Source organism: Geodermatophilus sabuli, from assembly GCF_010686765.1.
GTDB classification, from domain to species: domain Bacteria; phylum Actinomycetota; class Actinomycetes; order Mycobacteriales; family Geodermatophilaceae; genus Geodermatophilus; species Geodermatophilus sabuli_A.
This window is the reverse complement of sequence record NZ_JAAGWF010000026.1, coordinates 1-17,966: the sequence shown is the minus strand read 5'-3', so window position 1 is coordinate 17,966 and position 17,966 is coordinate 1. Positions and strand designations below refer to the sequence as shown.

Genomic DNA, 17,966 nt, shown 5'->3' with positions numbered 1-17,966 from the left:
GTTCCGTCAGTGACGGAACCGGGGCTCCGGCCCTGGCGGCGTGTCTCGCCTCACTCCTCGGCGCGGCGTCCGGTGATGTCCGGGGCCATCTGACCGATGATCCGCTGCAGGTCGTCCACCGAGCCGAACTCGACGACGATGCGTCCCTTGGCCCGGCCGATCTGGATCTTGACGTTCGTCTCGAACGCGTCGGACAGCCGGCCGGCGAGGTCCTCGACGCCGGGCGCGCTGAACCGGCGGGGGCGACGCTTGGTGGCCGGCTCGTCGGCGACGGCCAGCGCGACCGCCTCCTCGGTGGCGCGCACCGACATGCCCTCGGCGACGATCCGGGTGGCCAGCGCGTCCTGCGCCTCGGCGTCGGCCAGCCCCAGCAGCGCCCGGGCGTGCCCGGCGGAGATCACGCCGGCGGCCACCCGGGTCTGCACCTTCACCGGCAGCTTCAGCAGCCGGATGGTGTTGGTGACCTGCGATCGGCTGCGGCCGATGCGGCCGGCGAGCTCCTCGTGGGTGGCCCCGAACTCCTCCAGCAGCTGCTGGTAGGCGGCTGCCTCCTCGAGCGGGTTGAGCTGCACCCGGTGGAGGTTCTCCAGGAGGGCGTCGCGCAGCAGGGCGTCGTCGGAGGTGTCGCGGACGATGGCCGGCACGGTGTCCAGCCCGGCCGACCGGGCGGCGCGCAACCGGCGCTCGCCCATGATGAGCTCGTAGCCGCCCTCGCTGCGCTCCCGGACGACGATCGGCTGGAGCAGCCCGAACTCGCGGACCGAGTGGGTGAGCTCCTCGAGGGCCTCGTCGTCGAAGACCTGGCGGGGCTGCTTGGGGTTCGGGACGACGTCCCCGACCGCGACCTCGCGCAACTGCGCGCCGGGGACGCCGACGGTCTCCTCCCGGTGGCGCGCCACGTCGGCGGCCGCCTGTGCGGCCGGCGGCAGCAGGTGGATGCCGTGCGTGGGTTCGGCCGGCGCGGCGGCTGCCGCCGCGCTGCCCGCGTCGCCGTCGGGCAGCGCGTCGGGCTCGGCCACCGGGGCACTGGTGGGGATGAGCGCCGCCAGGCCGCGCCCCAGACCGCCACGCTTGGTCATGCTCGCTCCTCAGGACGGGACGGGTGGGCGACGGGCACGGTGGCGGCGTCGGTGTCGGCGAACGCCAGCCGGTCCAGCGACGCCGCGGGCCGGGCCGGGGGAGCCGGGGGCGCGACCGGGGTCAGGTGGACGCCGCGCTGGGCCACCTCACGGGCCGCCTCGACGTAGCTGGTCGATCCGCGCGATCCCGGGTCGTAGGTGATGACCGACTGGCCGTAGCCGGGCGCCTCCGAGACCCGCACGTTGCGGGGGATCACCGCGTCGAGCACCAGGTCCCCGAAGTGGTTGCGGACCTCCTCGGCCACCTGGTCGGCCAGCTTGGTCCGCCCGTCGTACATCGTCAGCAGGATGGTCCGGACGGCGATCCCCGGGTTGAGGTGCTGGCGGACCAGGTCGATGTTGTTGAGCAGCTGGCCCAGCCCCTCCAGCGCGTAGTACTCGCACTGGATGGGGATGAGCACCTCGTCCCCGGCCACCAGGGCGTTCAGCGTCAGCAGGCCCAGGGACGGCGGGCAGTCGATGAGCACGTAGTGCGGCTGCTGGTCGGCCGGCAGCGAGTGCAGGTAGGCCTCGATCGACCGGCGCAGCCGGTACTCCCGGGCCACCACGGAGACGAGTTCGATCTCCGCGCCGGCCAGGTCGATCGTCGCCGGGACGCAGGAGAGCAGCGGGCTGGCCGTCGTCGGGTGCACCACCTCCGACAGCGAGCTGTCCCCGACCAGGGCGTCGTAGATCGACGGCGTCCCGACGTTGTGGGGCACCCCGAGGGCGGTGCTCGCGTTTCCCTGCGGGTCGAGGTCGATCACCAGCGTGCGCAACCCGTACAGGGACAGCGCCACGCCCAGGTTCACCGTCGACGTGGTCTTCCCGACGCCGCCCTTCTGGTTGGCGACGGAGATGACCCGGATCCGCCCCGGTGCGGGGAACGGTTCCTGGTCGGCGGCGTGCAGCACACGGGTGGCCCGCATCGCCTCCATGGCGATGGGGCTGTCGAAGTCCGCTCCGGTGCTGGCCGCCTGGTCGGCGAGGCTGCTCCGCAGCCGTTGGCCCGGATCGGTCATCTCGGGTCCTCCCTGCCGTCCCGTTTCACGTGGAACGCGGTCGGGACGTGGTACGGGTTCCACGTGGAACAGCGAGCCCGGCTCACCGTGCTCCCCGCGTCATGACCACCACGGTAGTGGCAGCGTCGCCCAGCCCGGCCCCGACAGCCCGGGCGTGCACCTCGCGCATGCCGGCCGCCTCCAACTCGGGGAGCAGCGACGGCAGCTCCTCCAGCGCGCGGGCGCCGACCAGCGCGACCAGCTGGGCGCCGGGCCGCATCAGGCCCCGGCACCACGCCACCAGCCGCGGCAGCGCCGCCACGGCCCGGGCGGTGACGACGTCGACCCGCCCGACCGCGGTCCGCACCGACCGCTCCTCGGCACGGCCGCGCACCACCTGCCAGGGGGTGCCCAACTCCCCGACGACCTCCTCGAGGAACTCCACCCGCCGGGCCATGGGCTCCACCAGGGTGAGGGCGAGGTCGGGCCGGGCCAGGCCGAGCGGTATCCCGGGCAGCCCGGCGCCGCTGCCGACGTCCACCACCCGGGCACCCTGCGGCACGGCCTCGGCGACCGCGGCGCTGTTGAGCACGTGCCGCTCCCACAGCCGCGGGACCTCGCGCGGCCCGATCAGGCCCCGGGTGACGCCGTCGGTGGCCAGCCGGGCCACGTAGCGCTCGGCGTCCGCCAGGGCGGCCCCGAAGACCTCCCGGGCGGCGTCGGGAGCCGGCGGGACGTCCGGCTGCCCGCTGCCGGCGGACGCGGGGGCGCTCACCGATCCGGCAGGACCACGACGCGGCGGTTGGGCTCCTCGCCGTCGGACTCGCTGTGCACACCGGTGATGCCGGCGACGACGTCGTGGACGACCTTGCGCTCGAACGGGTTCATGGCCGCCAGGCGCTCCGGCTGTCCGCTGGCCGCGACCCGGCGGGCCGCCTCGCCGGCGAGGGAGGTCAGATCGGCCCGGCGCTTGGCCCGGAACCCGCTGATGTCGAGCATCAGCCGGCTCCGGACGCCGGTGGACTGGGCGACCGCCAGGCGGGTGAGCTCCTGCAGCGCCTCGAGCACGGAGCCGTCGGAGCCGACCAGGTCCTGGAGCTCGGCCCCGACGATCGCCACCGAGGCGCGGTCGCCCTCGACGTCGAGGTCGATGTCGCCGTCCACGTCGAGGATGTCGAGCAGCCGCTCGAGGTAGTCCCCGGCCACGTCGCCCTCGGTGACGAGCAGCGCGTCGGTCCCACCTGCCCCGTCCGCCCCACCCGTCGCGTCCACGGGCTCGACGACCGCGTCGGCGCTGTCGGGGTCGGCGTCGGGGAGCTCGGTGGGGGCCGTGTCGACGTCGTCCGGCACGGGGCTGAGGACCGCGCCGGAGGTGGCCTCCGCCGTGGAAGCCGTCTCGGTGGGGTGCTGCGGGGCACTCATGGCTGAACCTCTCCGTCGATGCGGGCGTCCGGGCGTACCCGGTGGTCGGTGGCCGGCTCACGCCGGTGGGCGTCCGGAGCGGACGCCGGGGCGCTGGTCAGCGCCGCTTGCGCTTGCCGCGGTTGGCCGGGCCCTGGCTGCCCCGCCCGCCGCCACCGCCGGCGCGCGGCCGGGGTGCCGAGCCGCGGGCGCCCGGGGCCTGGCCGTCCGCGCCGTAGGCCGTGGCACCCGGTGGCAGCGCGCCGTCCCCGGCATCCGGGCGGACGTCGTCGACGGCGGCCGGCTTGGTCATGTCCACGGGGCCCGACGACGCGGCGGGACGGCCGCCCTTGGGCCGGACCGGCTTGGCTCCGGGCTTCGGCGCCAGGGTCCTGGGGTCGACCGGGGGCTTCTCGGCGTCGGCCTTGGCCTTGGCGGCGGCCGACCCGGGCGGGGGCAGCTTGCGGAGGATGAAGAACTGCTGGCCCAGCGTCCACAGGTTGTTGGTGAACCAGTAGAGGAGGACGCCGATCGGGAAGAAGAACCCGGTGACGAAGAGGCTGATGGGCATGCCGTAGAGCAGCAGCTTCTGCACGGTCGCCGCCTGGCCCTCGACCGGGCCCGAGCGCTTCATCGTCTGCTTCTGCGTCACGTACGTGGTCGTGCACATGATCACGATCAGCACGAAGGCGACGATGCGGATGTTCGTGTAGCCCACCCCGGGCAGGGCGAGGATCAGGTCCTCCTTCTGCCCGGCCATGCTGAACTGCGAGGAGATGGGTGCGCCGAACAGTGCGGCCGACGCCGCCTGGTCGGTCAGCTGGTCACTCCAGCTGTAGAGCCCCGGCTTGCCCGGCGCGAGCCGACGCAGGACGTGGAACAGCGAGAGGAAGACCGGGATCTGCGGCAGGATCGGCAGGCAGCCGGCCAGCGGGTTGACCCCGCGCTCCTTCTGCAGCGCCATCATCGCCTGGCTGAAGCCCTGCTTGTCGCTGCCGTACTGCTTGCGGAGCTTCTGGATCTCGGGCTGGATCTCCTGCATCGCCCGCTGCGACTTGATCTGCTTGACGAACAGCGGGAACAGGATCAGCCGGATCGTGACGACCAGGAACACGATCGACAGGGCCCAGGTGATGCCGCCGGCCGGGTCCAGGAACGTCGAGAACAGCGCATGCCACCGGGCCATGACCCAGGAGATGGCGGTGTACAACCAGTCAAGCAACGCCAGCCTCCTGCTGCACAGCCCGGCATGGTGCCGGCGGGTGATCTCGGTCGGGTTCCGGTGGAGCCGTGCGCGCCGGCGGCACCGGGTCGAAGCCCCCGGGGTGCCAGGGCGCGCACTTGAGCAGGCGGCGGACTGCCAGCCAGCTCCCGCGGCCGGCGCCGTGCACCGCGAGGGCCTCGGCTGCGTAGGCGCTGCAGGTGGGCGCGAACCGGCACCGCGGCGGCAACGCCGGGCTGATGGCGCGCTGGTAGAAGCCCACCGCCGCCAGCAGCGCGCGAGCGACCGGCCCCCGCCCGGCGGAGGCCGGGCCGGGCACGGCGCGCGCGTCGGCGGTCACGAGGTGCCCGCCCGGACGCCGAGGACCCGGTCCAGCCCGGTGGCCAGGTCCCGACGCAGCTCGGCCGAGCTCGCTGCAGCCGCCTCCGGGCGGGCGCGGACCACGAGGTCGGCCTCGGCCGGCAGCCGGTGCAGCTCACCGAGGACGACGGCGCGCAACCGTCGGGTCACCCGGTGCCGCACGACGGAGTTGCCCACGGTCTTGCCCACCACGAAGCCGGCCCGTGGACCACTCGGCTCCCCGGCGGTGCCGGGGGCCGCGGTCACGGGCCGTTCGGGGAGGTAGTGGAGGACCATGGTCGGCCGCCCGGCACGCCTTCCGGACCGGACGACCGCGGTGAACTCCGGACGCCGGCGCAGGCGTGCCTGCGCGGGCAGCACCTCAGGCGGAGAGCTTCTCGCGACCCTTGCGCCGGCGGGTGGCGACGATCGCCCGGCCGGCACGGGTGCGCATCCGCAGCCGGAAGCCGTGGGTCTTGGACCGGCGACGGTTGTTCGGCTGGAACGTGCGCTTGCTCACGAGGTACTCCCACTACATGACATCGACGGTGCGCACCGGCCGGGGGGCAGGCACGCGGAGGGACGACCAGGACGCGACGACCTCGGTGGGCCGCCGACGTCCCCGTCCACAGACTCCCGCCAGCATAGCCGAGGATCCGGGCAGGCCGGGGGCCGGTCGGACACCGACTCCCCAGGCTCCACCACGCCCGGCGGCGGAGCGCAGCGACGCGCCGGACCGCGGCGGCGACGCGCCCCGCGGCGCGCCGGGGTGGCCTCCGCCCGTCGTTGCCGGGCTGTGGACGGGGCTGTTAGCGTCGCCGTCGCTCCGCACCGGACATCCGAGTCCGGCGCAGAGGCCGCCCCGCAGGGTCGACCGACCGCCGCGCCGTCCGACGAACCGTTCCTCTCTCCTCTGACCAGCGACGACGCCACGGCACGATCCGCCCACGCGGATCAGGCCGGTCGGGTCGCGGGTCGTGCACAGCCTGTGGACACCGGTGTGGACACCGTGTGTCCGGCTGTCCACAGTGGGAGACCGACCGGGGACGGCGCAGGCCGGCAGCGGGTAGACGCGGCAGGGGCACGACCACACGGTTTGGGAGGACAGGGCCATGGCCGATGCCACGGTGGACCTGGCGGCGGTCTGGGACCAGATCCGCGAGCGGCTGGCGACGAGCCTGTCCCCGCAGCAGAACGCGATGCTCAACCTCACCCGCCCGGTGGGGGTGTTCGAGGACACCGCGGTGCTGTCGGCGCCGAACGAGTTCACCCAGACCGTGCTCGAGTCGCGCATGCGGCGGGTGCTGGCCGAGGCGCTCTCGGAGCAGTTGGGACGCGACATCCGCGTCGCCGTCCAGGTCGAGGACTCGCCGGCCGCACCCGAGCAGGCACCGGTGGAACCGACGCCGACCCGGCGGCCGTGGTCGGCGGTCGAGGCGCAGCGCGCCGAGGAGGACCGGGAGACCCGCGACCGCGCCGACGACGGACGCAGCGCCTTCGGGGTCCGCGCGGATGCCCGCCAGCCGCTGACCTGGGAGCGCGACGCCGCCGAGCGACCGGCCGCGACCGCGGCCGAGGCCCCGCCGGGCGACCGGGACGGCGAGGAGTGGCCGGCCGGCGACTGGAGCCCCCCGGCCCAGCGGGCCACCGGCCGCGGCACGCGCGCCGCCGACCGGGACTGGGGCGGCACCGACCTCGACGAGGACGGCGCCGCCGTGCTGCCCTTCGACCTGGACACCGGCACCGGCGCGGCCGCCGAGCAGCGCCCGTCCCGGGGCGAGCGGGGCCGGCGCGGGGAGAACCGCGGATCGGGCGGCCGCGGCGGCGACGCCGTCCCGCTGTTCGGCGACCGGCGTCCGCCGTCCGGCGCGCAGGACCCGGGTCTGAACGCCAAGTACGTCTTCGACAGTTTCGTCATCGGCAACAGCAACCGGTTCGCCCATGCCGCCGCGGTCGCCGTCGCCGAGGCGCCGGCCCGGGCCTACAACCCGCTGTTCATCTACGGCGACTCGGGGCTCGGCAAGACCCACCTGCTGCACGCGATCGGGCACTACGCGGCGCGGATGTTCCCCAACGTCCGGGTGCGCTACGTGAGCACCGAGGAGTTCACCAACGAGTTCATCAACCTGGTGCACTCGGGGCGGGCCGAGGAGTTCCGCCGCCGGTTCCGGGACATCGACTTCCTGCTCATCGACGACATCCAGTTCCTGGAGCGCGCCGAGCGGACGCAGGAGGAGTTCTTCCACACGTTCAACACGTTGCACAACGCCAGCAAGCAGATCGTCATCACCTCCGACCGGGCGCCGAAGAAGCTGACCACGCTGGAGGACCGGCTGCGCACCCGCTTCGAGTGGGGCCTGATCACCGACGTGCAGGCGCCGGACCTCGAGACCCGCATCGCCATCCTGCGCAAGAAGGCGTGGGGGGAGCGGCTGCAGGTGCCCGACCCCGTGCTGGAGTTCATCGCCAGCAAGGTGCAGACCAACATCCGCGAACTCGAGGGCGCGCTGATCCGGGTGACCGCGTTCGCCAGCCTCAACAAGCAGCAGGTCGACCTCTCGCTGGCCGAGCTGGTGCTCAAGGACCTGATCAGCGACGAGCAGGGCCCGCAGATCACCGCGGCGATCATCATGGCCGCGACCGCGGAGTACTTCTCCGTGACGATGGAGGAGCTGCAGGGCGCCAACCGCAGCCGGACGCTGGTGAACGCCCGGCAGATCGCCATGTACCTGTGCCGCGAGCTGACCGAGCTGTCCCTGCCCCGGATCGGGGCCTCCTTCGGCGGCAAGGACCACACCACGGTCATGCACGCCGTCAAGAAGATCACCAACCTGATGAGCGAGCGGCGCGCGACGTACACGCAGGTCACCGAGCTGACGGCCCGCATCAAGAGCCGCGCCCGCCAGTAGGGCCCCGGAGGGGCCGACCCGGTCGACTTCTCCACACCTGTGGGCAATCGTGTGCACGGAGGAAGGGCACGTCCCGGGCGAGGGAGTCGTGGTCAGCGGCCGCCGGACGGTCGACTCGTCGATGAGTTGTCCCCAGGGATGTGCACAGTCTGGGGGTATCTCGTAGGGACGACCTCACGCGGCGTCACCTCCGGCGGACGGCGTGCCGCGGGGCCGTCGCCCGCCCGCCGCCCCGTTCCACCGGCCTGACCTGCACCGTCGACGTCCGCGGTCGCTCGGCCGTCGCGGACGGTCCTCCAGTGGGTTCGCCGTCGTGCACACGGCCTGGGGACGGCCCTGGGGGAACCCGGGGACAGCAGGTGGACGGACGGGGACCGGTGTGCACGGACCGCGAGATGTCCACGTGTCGACACAGGGAGCACCCGACTCGCCCACAGTCGGTCAACATGTCGATTCGGGCGCTGACCAGCGGACGAGGGCTCCGTCCCCAGGATCCACACCCCTGATGACGAAGATGAGGTAGTTGTCCCAGAGAATCCTTGAACCACGTTCTGGGTGGGGACGCTCCGCTCGGGGTGCCCCACGAGCGGAGGACCACGCCCCCGGACAGGGATGCCAGGCGGTCGTCCGACCCCCGATCGGGACAGCGGTTACCCGCATCCGCCCCCGAGACGGCACGATGAGCACCGCAGTGGCAGAGCAGACAGAGCTGGGGTGGATCAGGTCATGAAGTTCCGGGTGGCACGTGAGGTGCTCGCCGACGCCGTCGCCTGGACGGCGCGCAGCCTCCCGCCCCGGCCGTCGGTGCCGGTCCTGGCAGGCATCCTGCTGGAGGTCGACGGCAGCCAGCTGTCGGTGTCGGGGTTCGACTACGAGGTGTCCGCGCGCGCCGAGGTCGACGTCCAGGCCACCGAGAGCGGGCGCACGCTCGTGCCCGGCCGGCTGCTGGCCGAGATCACCCGAGCGCTGCCCCCGCACCCGGTGGACATCACCGCCGAGGGCCCGCGGCTGTCCATCGCCTGCGGCAACGCGCGGTTCAGCCTGCCGACGCTGCCGGTCGAGGACTACCCCTCCCTGCCGTCGATGCCCTCGTCGGCCGGGGTGGTGGACAGCGACGTCTTCGCCGAGGCGGTCGGCCAGGTCGCCGTCGCCGCCGGTCGCGACGACACCCTCCCCATGCTCACCGGCGTCCGGCTGGAGATCGAGGACGACCTGGTCACCCTGGCCGCGACCGACCGGTACCGGCTGGCCGTGCGTGAGTTCGCCTGGCGGCCGGACACCCCCGGGCTGTCGGCGGCGGTGCTCGTCCCGGCCCGCACCCTGGCGGACGCGGCGAAGACGCTGACCAGTGGCCCGGAGATCGTCCTGTCGCTGTCCTCGGGCGGGTCCGGTGAGGGCATCCTGGGGCTGTCGGGCAAGGACCGGCAGACCACCACCCGGCTGCTGGACGCCGAGTTCGTCAAGTACCGCGCGATCATGCCGTCGGAGTCCCACGCGCACGCCGTCCTGCCGGTCGGCCTGTTCACCGACGCCGCCAAGCGCGTCGCCCTGGTCGCCGAGCGCGGGACGCCGCTGCGCTGCGAGTTCACCCCCGGCCAGGTCACCCTGCGCGCCGGCGGCACCGACGACGAGGGCCAGGCGGAGGAGCGCTGCGACGTCGAGTTCGACGGCGAGCCGCTGACCATCGGCTTCAACCCGACGTTCCTGCTCGACGGCCTGGCCGCCGTGCACACCCCGCGGGCGCGGATGGACTTCACCAGCCCGCTGAAGCCGGCGGTGCTCTCCGGGGTCGAGGAGCCACCGGCCGACGACGACGGCGGGGCCTCCCGTCCGGCGCAGCGCCCGGGTACCTACCGGTACCTGATCATGCCGGTGCGCCTGCCGGGGTGAGCAGGAGGACCCTCCTGCCCCCACCGCTCGCACGCTCGCGGCGGGACCCTGCAGAAGGGCCGATGGCCGGGCACGATGACACCGGAGACGTCGCGATGAGAAGAGGAAAGCCGTGCAGCTGGGGCTGATCGGGCTGGGCAAGATGGGCGGCAACATGTCCGAGCGGCTGCGCCGCGCCGGTCACGAGGTCGTCGGCTTCGACCACCACCCGGACAAGCGGGACGTCGACAGCCTGGAGGCGCTCGTGGCCGCGCTGGCCGCCCCCCGCGTGGTCTGGGTGATGGTGCCGGCCGGGGAGCCGACCCGCGCGACGGTCAAGGAGCTCGCGGACCTGCTCAGCCCGGGGGACGTCATCGTCGACGGCGGCAACTCCAAGTACACCGACGACCAGGTCCACGACGTGCTGTGCCGCGAGAAGGGCATCGGCTACGTCGACGCCGGCGTCTCCGGCGGGGTGTGGGGCCTGGAGAACGGCTACGCCCTGATGGTGGGCGGGTCGAAGGACGACGTCGCGAAGGTGCAGCCGGTCTTCGACGCCCTCAAGCCGCCCTCCCCGGTCGACGAGTCGGGCCAGGAGCTGCCCGGCGCGGGCTTCGTGCACGCCGGCCCGGTGGGTGCCGGGCACTTCAGCAAGATGGTCCACAACGGCATCGAGTACGCGATGATGCAGGCCTACGGCGAGGGCTACGAGCTGCTGGCGGCCGTCGACCTGATCGAGGACGTGCCCGGCGTCGTCAAGTCCTGGACGCAGGGCACCGTCATCCGCTCCTGGCTGCTGGACCTCCTGGTCCGCGCGCTCGAGGAGGACCCGGACCTCGACCGCATCCGCGGATACGCCGAGGACTCCGGCGAGGGCCGCTGGACCGTCGAGCAGGCCATCGAGAACGCCGTCCCCATGCCGACGATCGCCGCCTCGCTGTTCGCCCGCTTCTCGTCGCGGCAGGAGGACTCGCCGACGATGAAGGCCGTGGCCGCGCTGCGCAACCAGTTCGGCGGGCACGCCGTCCAGGCCGTCCGGCAGGCGGAGGCCGAGCGACCCGCGTGAGGAAGGACCCCCCTGCCCCCCGGGGAGGACCTCCCCGCCCCCGACCGCTCGCACGCTCGCGGCGGGCCCCTGCAGGAAGGCCGACAGGGGCTCGGCGCGGGGCCCTGCAGCGGGGCCGTCCCAGTACCTCCCGAGCGGCCTGACCGTGTACGTCCGGCACCTGCAGCTGGGGTCCTTCCGCAACTGGGACCGGGTGGACCTGGCCCTGCAGCCGGGGCCGACGGTGCTGGTCGGCGGCAACGGCGAGGGGAAGACGAACCTGGTCGAGGCGGTCGGCTACCTCGCCACGATGGGCAGCCACCGGGTCTCCGGCGACGCCCCGCTGGTGCGGCAGGGCGCCGCGCAGGCGGTGGTGCGGGCCGCGGTGCGCCGCGAGGACCGCGAGCTGCTGGTCGAGATCGAGATCAACCCCGGCCGGGCCAACCGGGTCCGGGTCAACCGCGCGCCCCTCCCCCGCCCCCGTGAGCTGCTCGGCCTGGTCAAGACGGTGCTCTTCGCGCCGGAGGACCTCGTGCTGGTGCGCGGCGACCCCGCCGAGCGCCGCCGCTTCCTCGACGACCTGCTGGTCAGCCGGACGCCGCGGCTGGCCGGGGTCCGGGCGGACTACGACCGGGTCCTCAAGCAGCGCAACGCCCTGCTCAAGACCGCACGGATGGCCCGCGGCAACGCGCTGGCCACGCTCGACGTCTGGGACGGGCACCTGGTCGACCTCGGCGGCCAGCTGCTGGCCGCCCGGCTGCGGCTGGTGGCCGATCTCGCGCCGCACGTGTCGCGGGCCTACGCGGACGTCGCCGGCGACGAGTCCGCCGTCGCGGCCCTCGCCTACAGCAGCACGGTGCCGATGGCCGGGGACGGGACGCCCCGGCCGCCCGACGCCGACGTGCCCGGCGCCGCCGCGCTCGGGGAGGCGCTGCGGGAGCAGGTCGCCGAGCGACGCGGCGACGAGGTCGACCGGGGGATGACGCTGGTCGGCCCGCACCGCGACGACCTCGTGCTCGCGCTGGGGTCGCTCCCGGCGAAGGGCTTCGCCAGCCACGGGGAGTCCTGGTCCCTGGCGCTGGCGCTCAAGCTCGGCTGCTTCGCGCTGCTGCGGGCCGACGGCGAGGAGCCGGTCCTCGTGCTCGACGACGTCTTCGCCACCCTGGACGCCGACCGGCGGGCGGCTCTGGCCTCGGTCGCCCGGTCGGCCGAGCAGACCCTCATCACCGCGGCCGTGCTGGACGACGTCCCCGCCGAGCTGCGCGCGACCGTCGTGCAGATCGCCGGCGGCCAGGCGGTTCCGCTGGGCCACGGCGCCGCCGAGGATGCAGCCGTGGACGACGCGTTGCGCGAGGAGGTCCGGTGACCCCGGACGAGCGGCCGGCGCGGCCCAGCGACATCGCCCGCGCCGCGCTGGAGGCGGCCCGCGCGGCGTCGGCGTCCCGCCCGCGGCCCACCCGCCGGCGCATCGCCGGCCCCCGCCGGAACTGGACCGGCCCCCGGCCGGGCGAGGACGACCCGCAGCCGCTGGGCCGGCTGGTCGACTCCCTGGTCAGCGCGCAGGACTGGACCGAGCACACCCGCGTCGGCGCGGTCTTCGGTCGCTGGTCGGCCCTCGTCGGCCCGGACATCGCCGCCCACTGCACGCCGCAGACCCTCAGCGAGGGAGAGCTGCTGGTGGTCGCCGAGTCCACCGCCTGGGCCACCCAGCTGAGGCTGCTGGCACCGACCATCCTCGGCCGGCTGCGCGCGCAGATCGGCGGGGACGTCGTGACCCGGCTGCGCGTTGTCGGACCGACGGCCCCCAGCTGGAAGAAGGGTCCGCGGTCGGTCCGCGGGCGCGGGCCGCGCGACACGTACGGATAGGAGCGGGCCCGGGCGCCGGGCCGCTCCGGGAGGACGATGCAGCGATGAGCAGCCCCCGGAACCGCGACGGCGACGGCTTCGACGACCGCCCCGACGAGGGCAGCACCTGGCGCGAGCCGGTCCACCTGGGCAAGGACCAGCCCACCCGGCCCGACCAGGCCGACGAGGCCGACGAGCCCACCGGACCCCCGCGGGAGCAGTCCGCCTGGCAGCCCCCGGGCTGGGACCTGCCCCCCGCGACCTCGGAGCGTCCCGCCGCGCCGCCGGCGCAGCCCGCGCCGGAGCAGCCGCAGGCCGGTGGCGAGCAGCCGGTGGGTGGCGGTCTGCTCGGCGGGCGGCGACCCCGCGCCCCCGGTGAGGTGGAGCAGGTCTTCGCCTACCAGGGGGACGCCGTGGGCGCGCAGGCCTGGGCGGTGCAGCACGGCTGGGAGGTCTCCGACGGCACCGCCCCCCAGGACGCCGTCCTCGCCGAGCTGGTGGCCTCCTCGCCGGTCCGCGCCACCCGGGACCACCGGCCGGCCGGTGTCATGCGCGGCCGCCACGGCTCGCTCGAGCTGGTCGCCTTCGACGTCCTCTACGCGTCGGGTCGCTACGCGGTCCCGGAGTACGCGATCACCGCAGCGCCGGTGCTCGGCGCGGTACCGGCCCTGCGGCTGTCCCCCGCCCGGCTGTGGAAGCACCGGACCGGCGGGCTGGTCCACCTGCCCTCCGGCGATCCCGAGTTCGACGCCCGCTGGACGCTGCTGGCCGCCGAGGACGGTCCCGCCGCCCGCCGGCTGGTCGAGGACCCGGCCGTGCGAGGGCTGCTGCTGGGCAGCGACGACGGCGACGAGTTCTGGACGGCGGCCGGCTTCGTCGCCGCCATCCGTCCCGACGGGCACCGGCCCGAGCTCATCGAGCACCACGCCCGGCTGCTGACCGCCGTCGTCGGCGCGCTGTCCGCAGCCTGGTGAGCGACCAGGCCGGCGGCACGGCGGAGGCCGCCGCGGCACCCGCCCCCACCGCGGGTCTGCGCGAGCTGCTGCCCCTGCTGCGTCCGCACCGCCGCCCACTGATCGGCGCCGGGGCACTCTCCCTCGTCGCGGCCGCCGGGGCACTGGCCCAGCCGGCGCTGGTGGCGCGGGTGATCGAGGCGGTCGGCGCGGGACGGGCGCTGCTCCCGGCAGTGCTCGCCCTGGTCGTCGTCCTGGTGGCCTCGTCCGCGCTCGGTGCGCTGCAGCAGTACCTGCTGCAGCGCACCGCCGAGGGCGTGGTCCTCTCCACCCGGCGGACCGTCGCCGACCGGCTGCTGCGGCTCCCGGTCGCCGAGTACGACCGACGGCGCACCGGCGACCTGATGTCGCGGGTCGGTTCCGACACCACGCTGCTGCGGGCGACGGTCACCTCCGGCGTCGTCGACATGGTCGGCTCGGTCGTCGTCGGCGTCGGCGCGCTGATCGCGATGGCGCTGGTGGACATCTGGCTGCTGCTGGTGACGGTCGGGTCGGTGTCGGTCGGGCTGGCCGTCGTCGTCTCGGTCGCGCGCGGCGTGCGGCGGTTGTCGCGGCAGGCGCAGGAGGAGGTCGGCGCGATGTCCGCCGCGGTGGAGCGGGCACTGTCGGCGGTGCGCACCATCCGGGCCAGCGGGGCGACCGGCCGGGAGGTGGAGGTCGTCGGGGCCAGCGCGGGCCGGGCCTACGAGGCCGGGGTCCGGGTGGCCCGGCTCGAGGCGCTGGTCTCGCCCGCCGGCTCGATCGCCGTCCAGGGCGCGTTCCTCGCCGTCCTGGGGCTGGGCGGGTACCGGGTGGCCGCCGGGTCGATCCCGGTCGCCGACCTCGTCGCGTTCATCCTGTACCTGTTCCTGCTGGTGATGCCGCTGGCGCAGGCCATCGGTGCGTGGACCCAGCTGCAGACCGGCCTGGGGGCGCTGGCCCGCATCCAGGAGGTCCTGGCGCTCGCGCCCGAGGACGACGCCCGGCCCGAGCGCGGCGGCGCCGTGGTCCCCGTCCCGGCCCCGCCCGCCGCGGGGGAGCCGCTGCTCGAGCTGGACGGCGTCACGTTCGCCTACCCCGACGGCACCGAGGTCCTGCGCGACGTCTCCCTGACGGTGCCGGCCGGCAGCCGGGTCGCCCTCGTCGGCCCCTCGGGGGCGGGCAAGTCCACGGTGCTGGCGCTCGTCGAGGGCTTCTACCCGCTGACCGGCGGCGCGATCCGGTGGGCCGGCACCGACGTGCGCGACCTGCCGCGGGCGGCCCTGCGGGCGCGGCTGGGCTACGTCGAGCAGGAGGCGCCGGTGCTGGCCGGCTCCCTCCGCGACAACCTGCTGCTCGCCGCGCCGGAGGCCTCCGATCCCGAGCTCTGGGCCGTGCTGGCCGACGTCGGGCTCACCGACGTGGTGCAGCGCTCACCGCGGGGACTCGACGTCCCGGTGGGGGACGACGGGGTGCTGCTCTCGGGCGGGGAGCGGCAGCGGCTGGCCATCGCCCGGTCGTTGCTGTCCCGCCCGGCGCTGCTGCTGCTGGACGAGCCGACCGCCAGCCTGGACGCGCGCAACGAGGGCCTGCTGCGCCGGACGCTCGCCGCTGCGTCGGCCGACCGGTCGCTGCTCGTGGTGGCCCACCGTCTGTCCACGGTGCTCGACAGCGACCAGATCGTCGTCCTGGACGGCGGCCGCGTGGTCGCCCGCGGCACCCACGACGAACTGGTCGAGTCCAGCCCGCTCTACCGGGAGCTCGCCGCCGCCCAGCTCCTGGTCTGAGCGCCCGCCTCGGCGCCGCTCGTCGACGTCCCGGCGGCTCAGGCGGCGTCCTCGCGGGCGCGCGGTCCGGCTCCGGTCGCCGTGCCGGCCTCGGCGGCGTGGCAGATGTTGCGGAGCATGCCGCCGAAGACGAACCCGTGGAAGGGCACCAGCACCCACCAGTAGAGGTGGCCGAACAGCCCGTGGGGCCGGAACGTCGCCTTCTGCCGCAGCCGGGTGCGGTCGCCGTCCTGTTCCACGTGGAACTCCAGCCAGGCCAGCCCGGGCACCCGCATCTCGGCGCGCAGCCGGAGCAGCCGCCCCTGCTCCACCTCCTCCACCCGCCAGAAGTCGAGCGCGTCACCCACGTACAGGTCGGTGGGCGAGCGCCGGCCGCGCCGCAGCCCGACGCCGCCGACGGCGCGGTCCAGCCAGCCCCGGACCTCCCACGCCAGCCGGAACGAGTACCAGCCGGTCTCCCCGCCGATGCCCTGCACCACCCGCCACAGCGCCTCGGGTGCGGCGGTCGTCTCCCGGGTCCGCTCGTCGAGGTAGAGACTGCCGCCGGCCCAGTCGGGGTCGGTGGGCAGCGGGTCCGACGGGGCACCGGGCACCGACGCCGAGGACCACCGCGTGGCCACCGCCGAGTCACGGGTGCGCTGGATGGCCAGCCGCACCGCCTCGTCGAAGCCGAGCAGTCCCTCCGGTGGGTCGGGCACGTACTGCGCGATGTCGTGCTCGGTGCACACGACGGTGTTGCGCAGCGACTCGACCAGCGGGCGCGCGATGCCGGCCGGCACCGGCGTGACCAGCCCGACCCAGTGGCTGGACAGGGACGGCGTGAACAGCGGCACCGGCAGGATCCGGCGCCGTGGCAGGCCGGCGACCAGGGCGAACCGCTGCATCATCCCGGCGTAGTCCATGACGTCCGGGCCGCCGATGTCGAAGCACCGGTGCACGTCGGCCGGCAGCTGCGCGCAGCCGACCAGGTAGCGCAGGACGTCGCGGATGGCGATCGGCTGGATGCGGCTGTGCACCCACCGCGGGGTGACCATCACCGGCAGCCGCTCGGTCAGGTGGCGCAGCATCTCGAACGACGCCGAGCCCGAGCCCAGCACCACCGCGGCCCGCAGGACGACGGTGGGGACGCCGGAGCCGAGCAGGATCTGCGCCACCTCGGCCCGCGAGCGCAGGTGCGGCGAGAGCTCCTCGTCCTGCGGCTCGAGCCCGCCCAGGTAGACCAGCCGGCCGATGCCGGCGGTCCGGACCGCTTCGGCCAGGACCCGCGCCGTCCGCCGGTCGGTCTCCTCGAACCGCGGCCCGGCGCCCAGGGCGTGGACCAGGTAGTAGACGACGTCCACGCCCGCACACGCCGCGGCGACGGCGTCGGCGTCCCCGGCGTCGGCGCGGGCGATCTCCACCCGCCCCGCCCACGGGTGGTCACGCAGCTTCTCCGGCGACCGGGTCATCACCCGCACCCGGTGGCCGGCGGCGAGCAGCTCGGGCACCAGCCGGCCGCCGATGTAGCCGGTGGCGCCGGTGACGAGGCAGGTCTTCGGGGCGGCAGCTGGTTCGGCCATGTCCCGAGTGTCCGGCCCGGGCGCCACCCGCGCTCGAGTCGCGGACGGTCCGCGGACCCACCACCATCGGCCCACACCTCGGCCCACGGCGGTCCGACCGGCTCGAGTCGCGCAGGAGGGCACATGGCCGACACCACCGAGGCACCGGACCGCACCGAGGACGGTCAGCCCAGCCTCAAGCGGGTCATGGGCCCGGGGCTCCTGCTGCTGTTCATCATCGGCGACATCCTCGGCACCGGGATCTACGCGCTGACCGGCCAGGTCGCTGCCCAGGTGGGCGGGGTGGTGTGGCTGCCGTTCCTGGTGGCCTTCCTGGTCGCCCTGGTCACCGCCTTCAGCTACCTCGAACTGGTCACCAAGTACCCGCAGGCGGCGGGTGCGGCGCTCTACACGCACAAGGCCTTCGGCGTCCACTTCATCACCTTCCTGGTCGCGTTCGCGGTGATGAGCTCGGGGATCACCTCGGCGTCCACCGCGGCGCGGGCGTTCAGCGCGAACGCCGCCGACGTCTTCGGGCTCGACATCACCGACGGCATCGGGATCACCCTCATCGGGCTCGGGTTCATGAGCCTGGTCGCGCTGATCAACCACCGCGGCGTCGGTGAGAGCGTCAAGGCCAACGTCCTGCTCACCTGTGTGGAGCTCACCGGCCTGCTGATCGTCATCGGGGTCGGCGTCTGGGCGCTGGGCATCGGTGAGGGCGACTTCTCGCGGGTGACCGAGTTCGACACCGGTGACCGCTCGGTGGTCGGCGGGGTGATCGCCGCGACCGGGCTGGCGTTCTTCGCGATGGTCGGCTTCGAGGACTCGGTGAACATGGCCGAGGAGTGCAAGCAGCCCCGGAAGATCTTCCCGAAGGTGCTGCTCGCCGGGCTGCTGACCACCGGCCTGATCTACGTG

Annotated in this window: 17 protein-coding genes; 8 read left to right on the top strand and 9 right to left on the bottom strand. The window is 74.5% G+C overall.

From position 1 onward, the window contains the following. Positions 1–50: 50 nt before the first annotated feature. From GCU56_RS20215 to rpmH, 8 genes are all read right to left on the bottom strand, one after another. Complete coding sequence (locus tag GCU56_RS20215; protein ID WP_163483665.1) at positions 51–1,079, bottom strand: ParB/RepB/Spo0J family partition protein; 1,029 nt, start codon at positions 1,077–1,079, stop codon at positions 51–53. Then, positions 1,076–2,140: an AAA family ATPase gene (locus tag GCU56_RS20210; protein WP_163483664.1), complete on the bottom strand. Its 1,065-nt coding sequence runs from the start codon at positions 2,138–2,140 to the stop codon at positions 1,076–1,078. Before GCU56_RS20210 ends, GCU56_RS20215 begins: the two co-directional genes overlap by 4 nt. An 82-nt stretch (positions 2,141–2,222) precedes the next feature. Further along, complete coding sequence (rsmG, locus tag GCU56_RS20205; protein WP_163483662.1) at positions 2,223–2,894, bottom strand: 16S rRNA (guanine(527)-N(7))-methyltransferase RsmG; 672 nt, start codon at positions 2,892–2,894, stop codon at positions 2,223–2,225. Further along, entirely contained in the window at positions 2,891–3,541 is a 651-nt protein-coding gene (locus GCU56_RS20200) for a Jag family protein (RefSeq protein ID WP_163483660.1), read from the bottom strand. Before GCU56_RS20200 ends, rsmG begins: the two co-directional genes overlap by 4 nt. 97 nt (positions 3,542–3,638) lie before the next feature. Continuing rightward, positions 3,639–4,742, bottom strand: coding sequence for a membrane protein insertase YidC (gene yidC, locus GCU56_RS20195; protein ID WP_163483658.1), 1,104 nt, complete (start codon positions 4,740–4,742; stop codon positions 3,639–3,641). Then, positions 4,735–5,061 carry a membrane protein insertion efficiency factor YidD gene (gene yidD, locus GCU56_RS20190; protein WP_345771973.1) on the bottom strand — a complete coding sequence of 109 codons (327 nt, stop codon included), beginning with the start codon at positions 5,059–5,061 and terminating at the stop codon, positions 4,735–4,737. Before yidD ends, yidC begins: the two co-directional genes overlap by 8 nt. Before the next feature lie 17 nt (positions 5,062–5,078). Then, positions 5,079–5,462 carry a ribonuclease P protein component gene (gene rnpA, locus GCU56_RS20185; RefSeq protein ID WP_163483656.1) on the bottom strand — a complete coding sequence of 128 codons (384 nt, stop codon included), beginning with the start codon at positions 5,460–5,462 and terminating at the stop codon, positions 5,079–5,081. 1 nt (position 5,463) lies between these two features. Further along, a complete protein-coding gene (gene rpmH, locus GCU56_RS20180) occupies positions 5,464–5,601 on the bottom strand; it encodes a 50S ribosomal protein L34 (protein WP_163483654.1) in 138 nt (45 codons plus the stop codon). A 592-nt stretch (positions 5,602–6,193) separates the two neighbouring features. Between rpmH and dnaA the strand changes: the two genes are divergently transcribed. From dnaA to GCU56_RS20145, 7 genes are all read left to right on the top strand, one after another. After that, complete coding sequence (gene dnaA, locus GCU56_RS20175) at positions 6,194–7,990, top strand: chromosomal replication initiator protein DnaA (protein ID WP_163483651.1); 1,797 nt, start codon at positions 6,194–6,196, stop codon at positions 7,988–7,990. Between the two features lie 726 nt (positions 7,991–8,716). Continuing rightward, positions 8,717–9,880, top strand: coding sequence for a DNA polymerase III subunit beta (gene dnaN, locus GCU56_RS20170; RefSeq protein WP_163483649.1), 1,164 nt, complete (start codon positions 8,717–8,719; stop codon positions 9,878–9,880). Between the two features lie 112 nt (positions 9,881–9,992). Further along, a complete protein-coding gene (gene gnd / locus GCU56_RS20165) occupies positions 9,993–10,925 on the top strand; it encodes a phosphogluconate dehydrogenase (NAD(+)-dependent, decarboxylating) (RefSeq protein ID WP_163483647.1) in 933 nt (310 codons plus the stop codon). 145 nt (positions 10,926–11,070) lie between these two features. Continuing rightward, positions 11,071–12,270, top strand: a complete 1,200-nt coding sequence (gene recF, locus GCU56_RS20160) for a DNA replication/repair protein RecF (protein ID WP_163483645.1) — start codon at positions 11,071–11,073, stop codon at positions 12,268–12,270. Continuing rightward, the gene (locus tag GCU56_RS20155; protein ID WP_163483643.1) at positions 12,267–12,770 is read left to right on the top strand and encodes a DciA family protein; all 504 of its coding nucleotides are present in this window, start codon (positions 12,267–12,269) and stop codon (positions 12,768–12,770) included. The genes recF and GCU56_RS20155 overlap by 4 nt, the downstream gene beginning before the upstream one ends. A 44-nt stretch (positions 12,771–12,814) precedes the next feature. Next, complete coding sequence (locus tag GCU56_RS20150) at positions 12,815–13,723, top strand: hypothetical protein (RefSeq protein WP_163483641.1); 909 nt, start codon at positions 12,815–12,817, stop codon at positions 13,721–13,723. Beyond that, positions 13,720–15,507 carry an ABC transporter ATP-binding protein gene (locus GCU56_RS20145; RefSeq protein ID WP_345771966.1) on the top strand — a complete coding sequence of 596 codons (1,788 nt, stop codon included), beginning with the start codon at positions 13,720–13,722 and terminating at the stop codon, positions 15,505–15,507. Before GCU56_RS20150 ends, GCU56_RS20145 begins: the two co-directional genes overlap by 4 nt. A gap of 38 nt (positions 15,508–15,545) precedes the next feature. Here the strand turns inward: GCU56_RS20145 and GCU56_RS20140 are convergent, their stop codons facing one another. Next, positions 15,546–17,066, bottom strand: a complete 1,521-nt coding sequence (locus GCU56_RS20140; protein ID WP_163483639.1) for an SDR family oxidoreductase — start codon at positions 17,064–17,066, stop codon at positions 15,546–15,548. A 123-nt stretch (positions 17,067–17,189) separates the two neighbouring features. Here GCU56_RS20140 and GCU56_RS20135 point away from each other — a divergent pair. Beyond that, positions 17,190–17,966, top strand: a 777-nt coding sequence (locus GCU56_RS20135) for an APC family permease (protein ID WP_163483637.1), incomplete at its 3' end; no start/stop codon positions are given.

Coding starts and splice junctions, on each gene's coding strand:
- GCU56_RS20215 (WP_163483665.1), bottom strand. CDS start 1,079: ATGACCAAGCGTGGCGGTCTGGGGCGCGGCCTGGCGGCGCTCATCCCC.
- GCU56_RS20210 (WP_163483664.1), bottom strand. CDS start 2,140: ATGACCGATCCGGGCCAACGGCTGCGGAGCAGCCTCGCCGACCAGGCG.
- GCU56_RS20200 (WP_163483660.1), bottom strand. CDS start 3,541: ATGAGTGCCCCGCAGCACCCCACCGAGACGGCTTCCACGGCGGAGGCC.
- dnaA (WP_163483651.1), top strand. CDS start 6,194: ATGGCCGATGCCACGGTGGACCTGGCGGCGGTCTGGGACCAGATCCGC.
- dnaN (WP_163483649.1), top strand. CDS start 8,717: ATGAAGTTCCGGGTGGCACGTGAGGTGCTCGCCGACGCCGTCGCCTGG.
- GCU56_RS20150 (WP_163483641.1), top strand. CDS start 12,815: ATGAGCAGCCCCCGGAACCGCGACGGCGACGGCTTCGACGACCGCCCC.
- GCU56_RS20140 (WP_163483639.1), bottom strand. CDS start 17,066: ATGGCCGAACCAGCTGCCGCCCCGAAGACCTGCCTCGTCACCGGCGCC.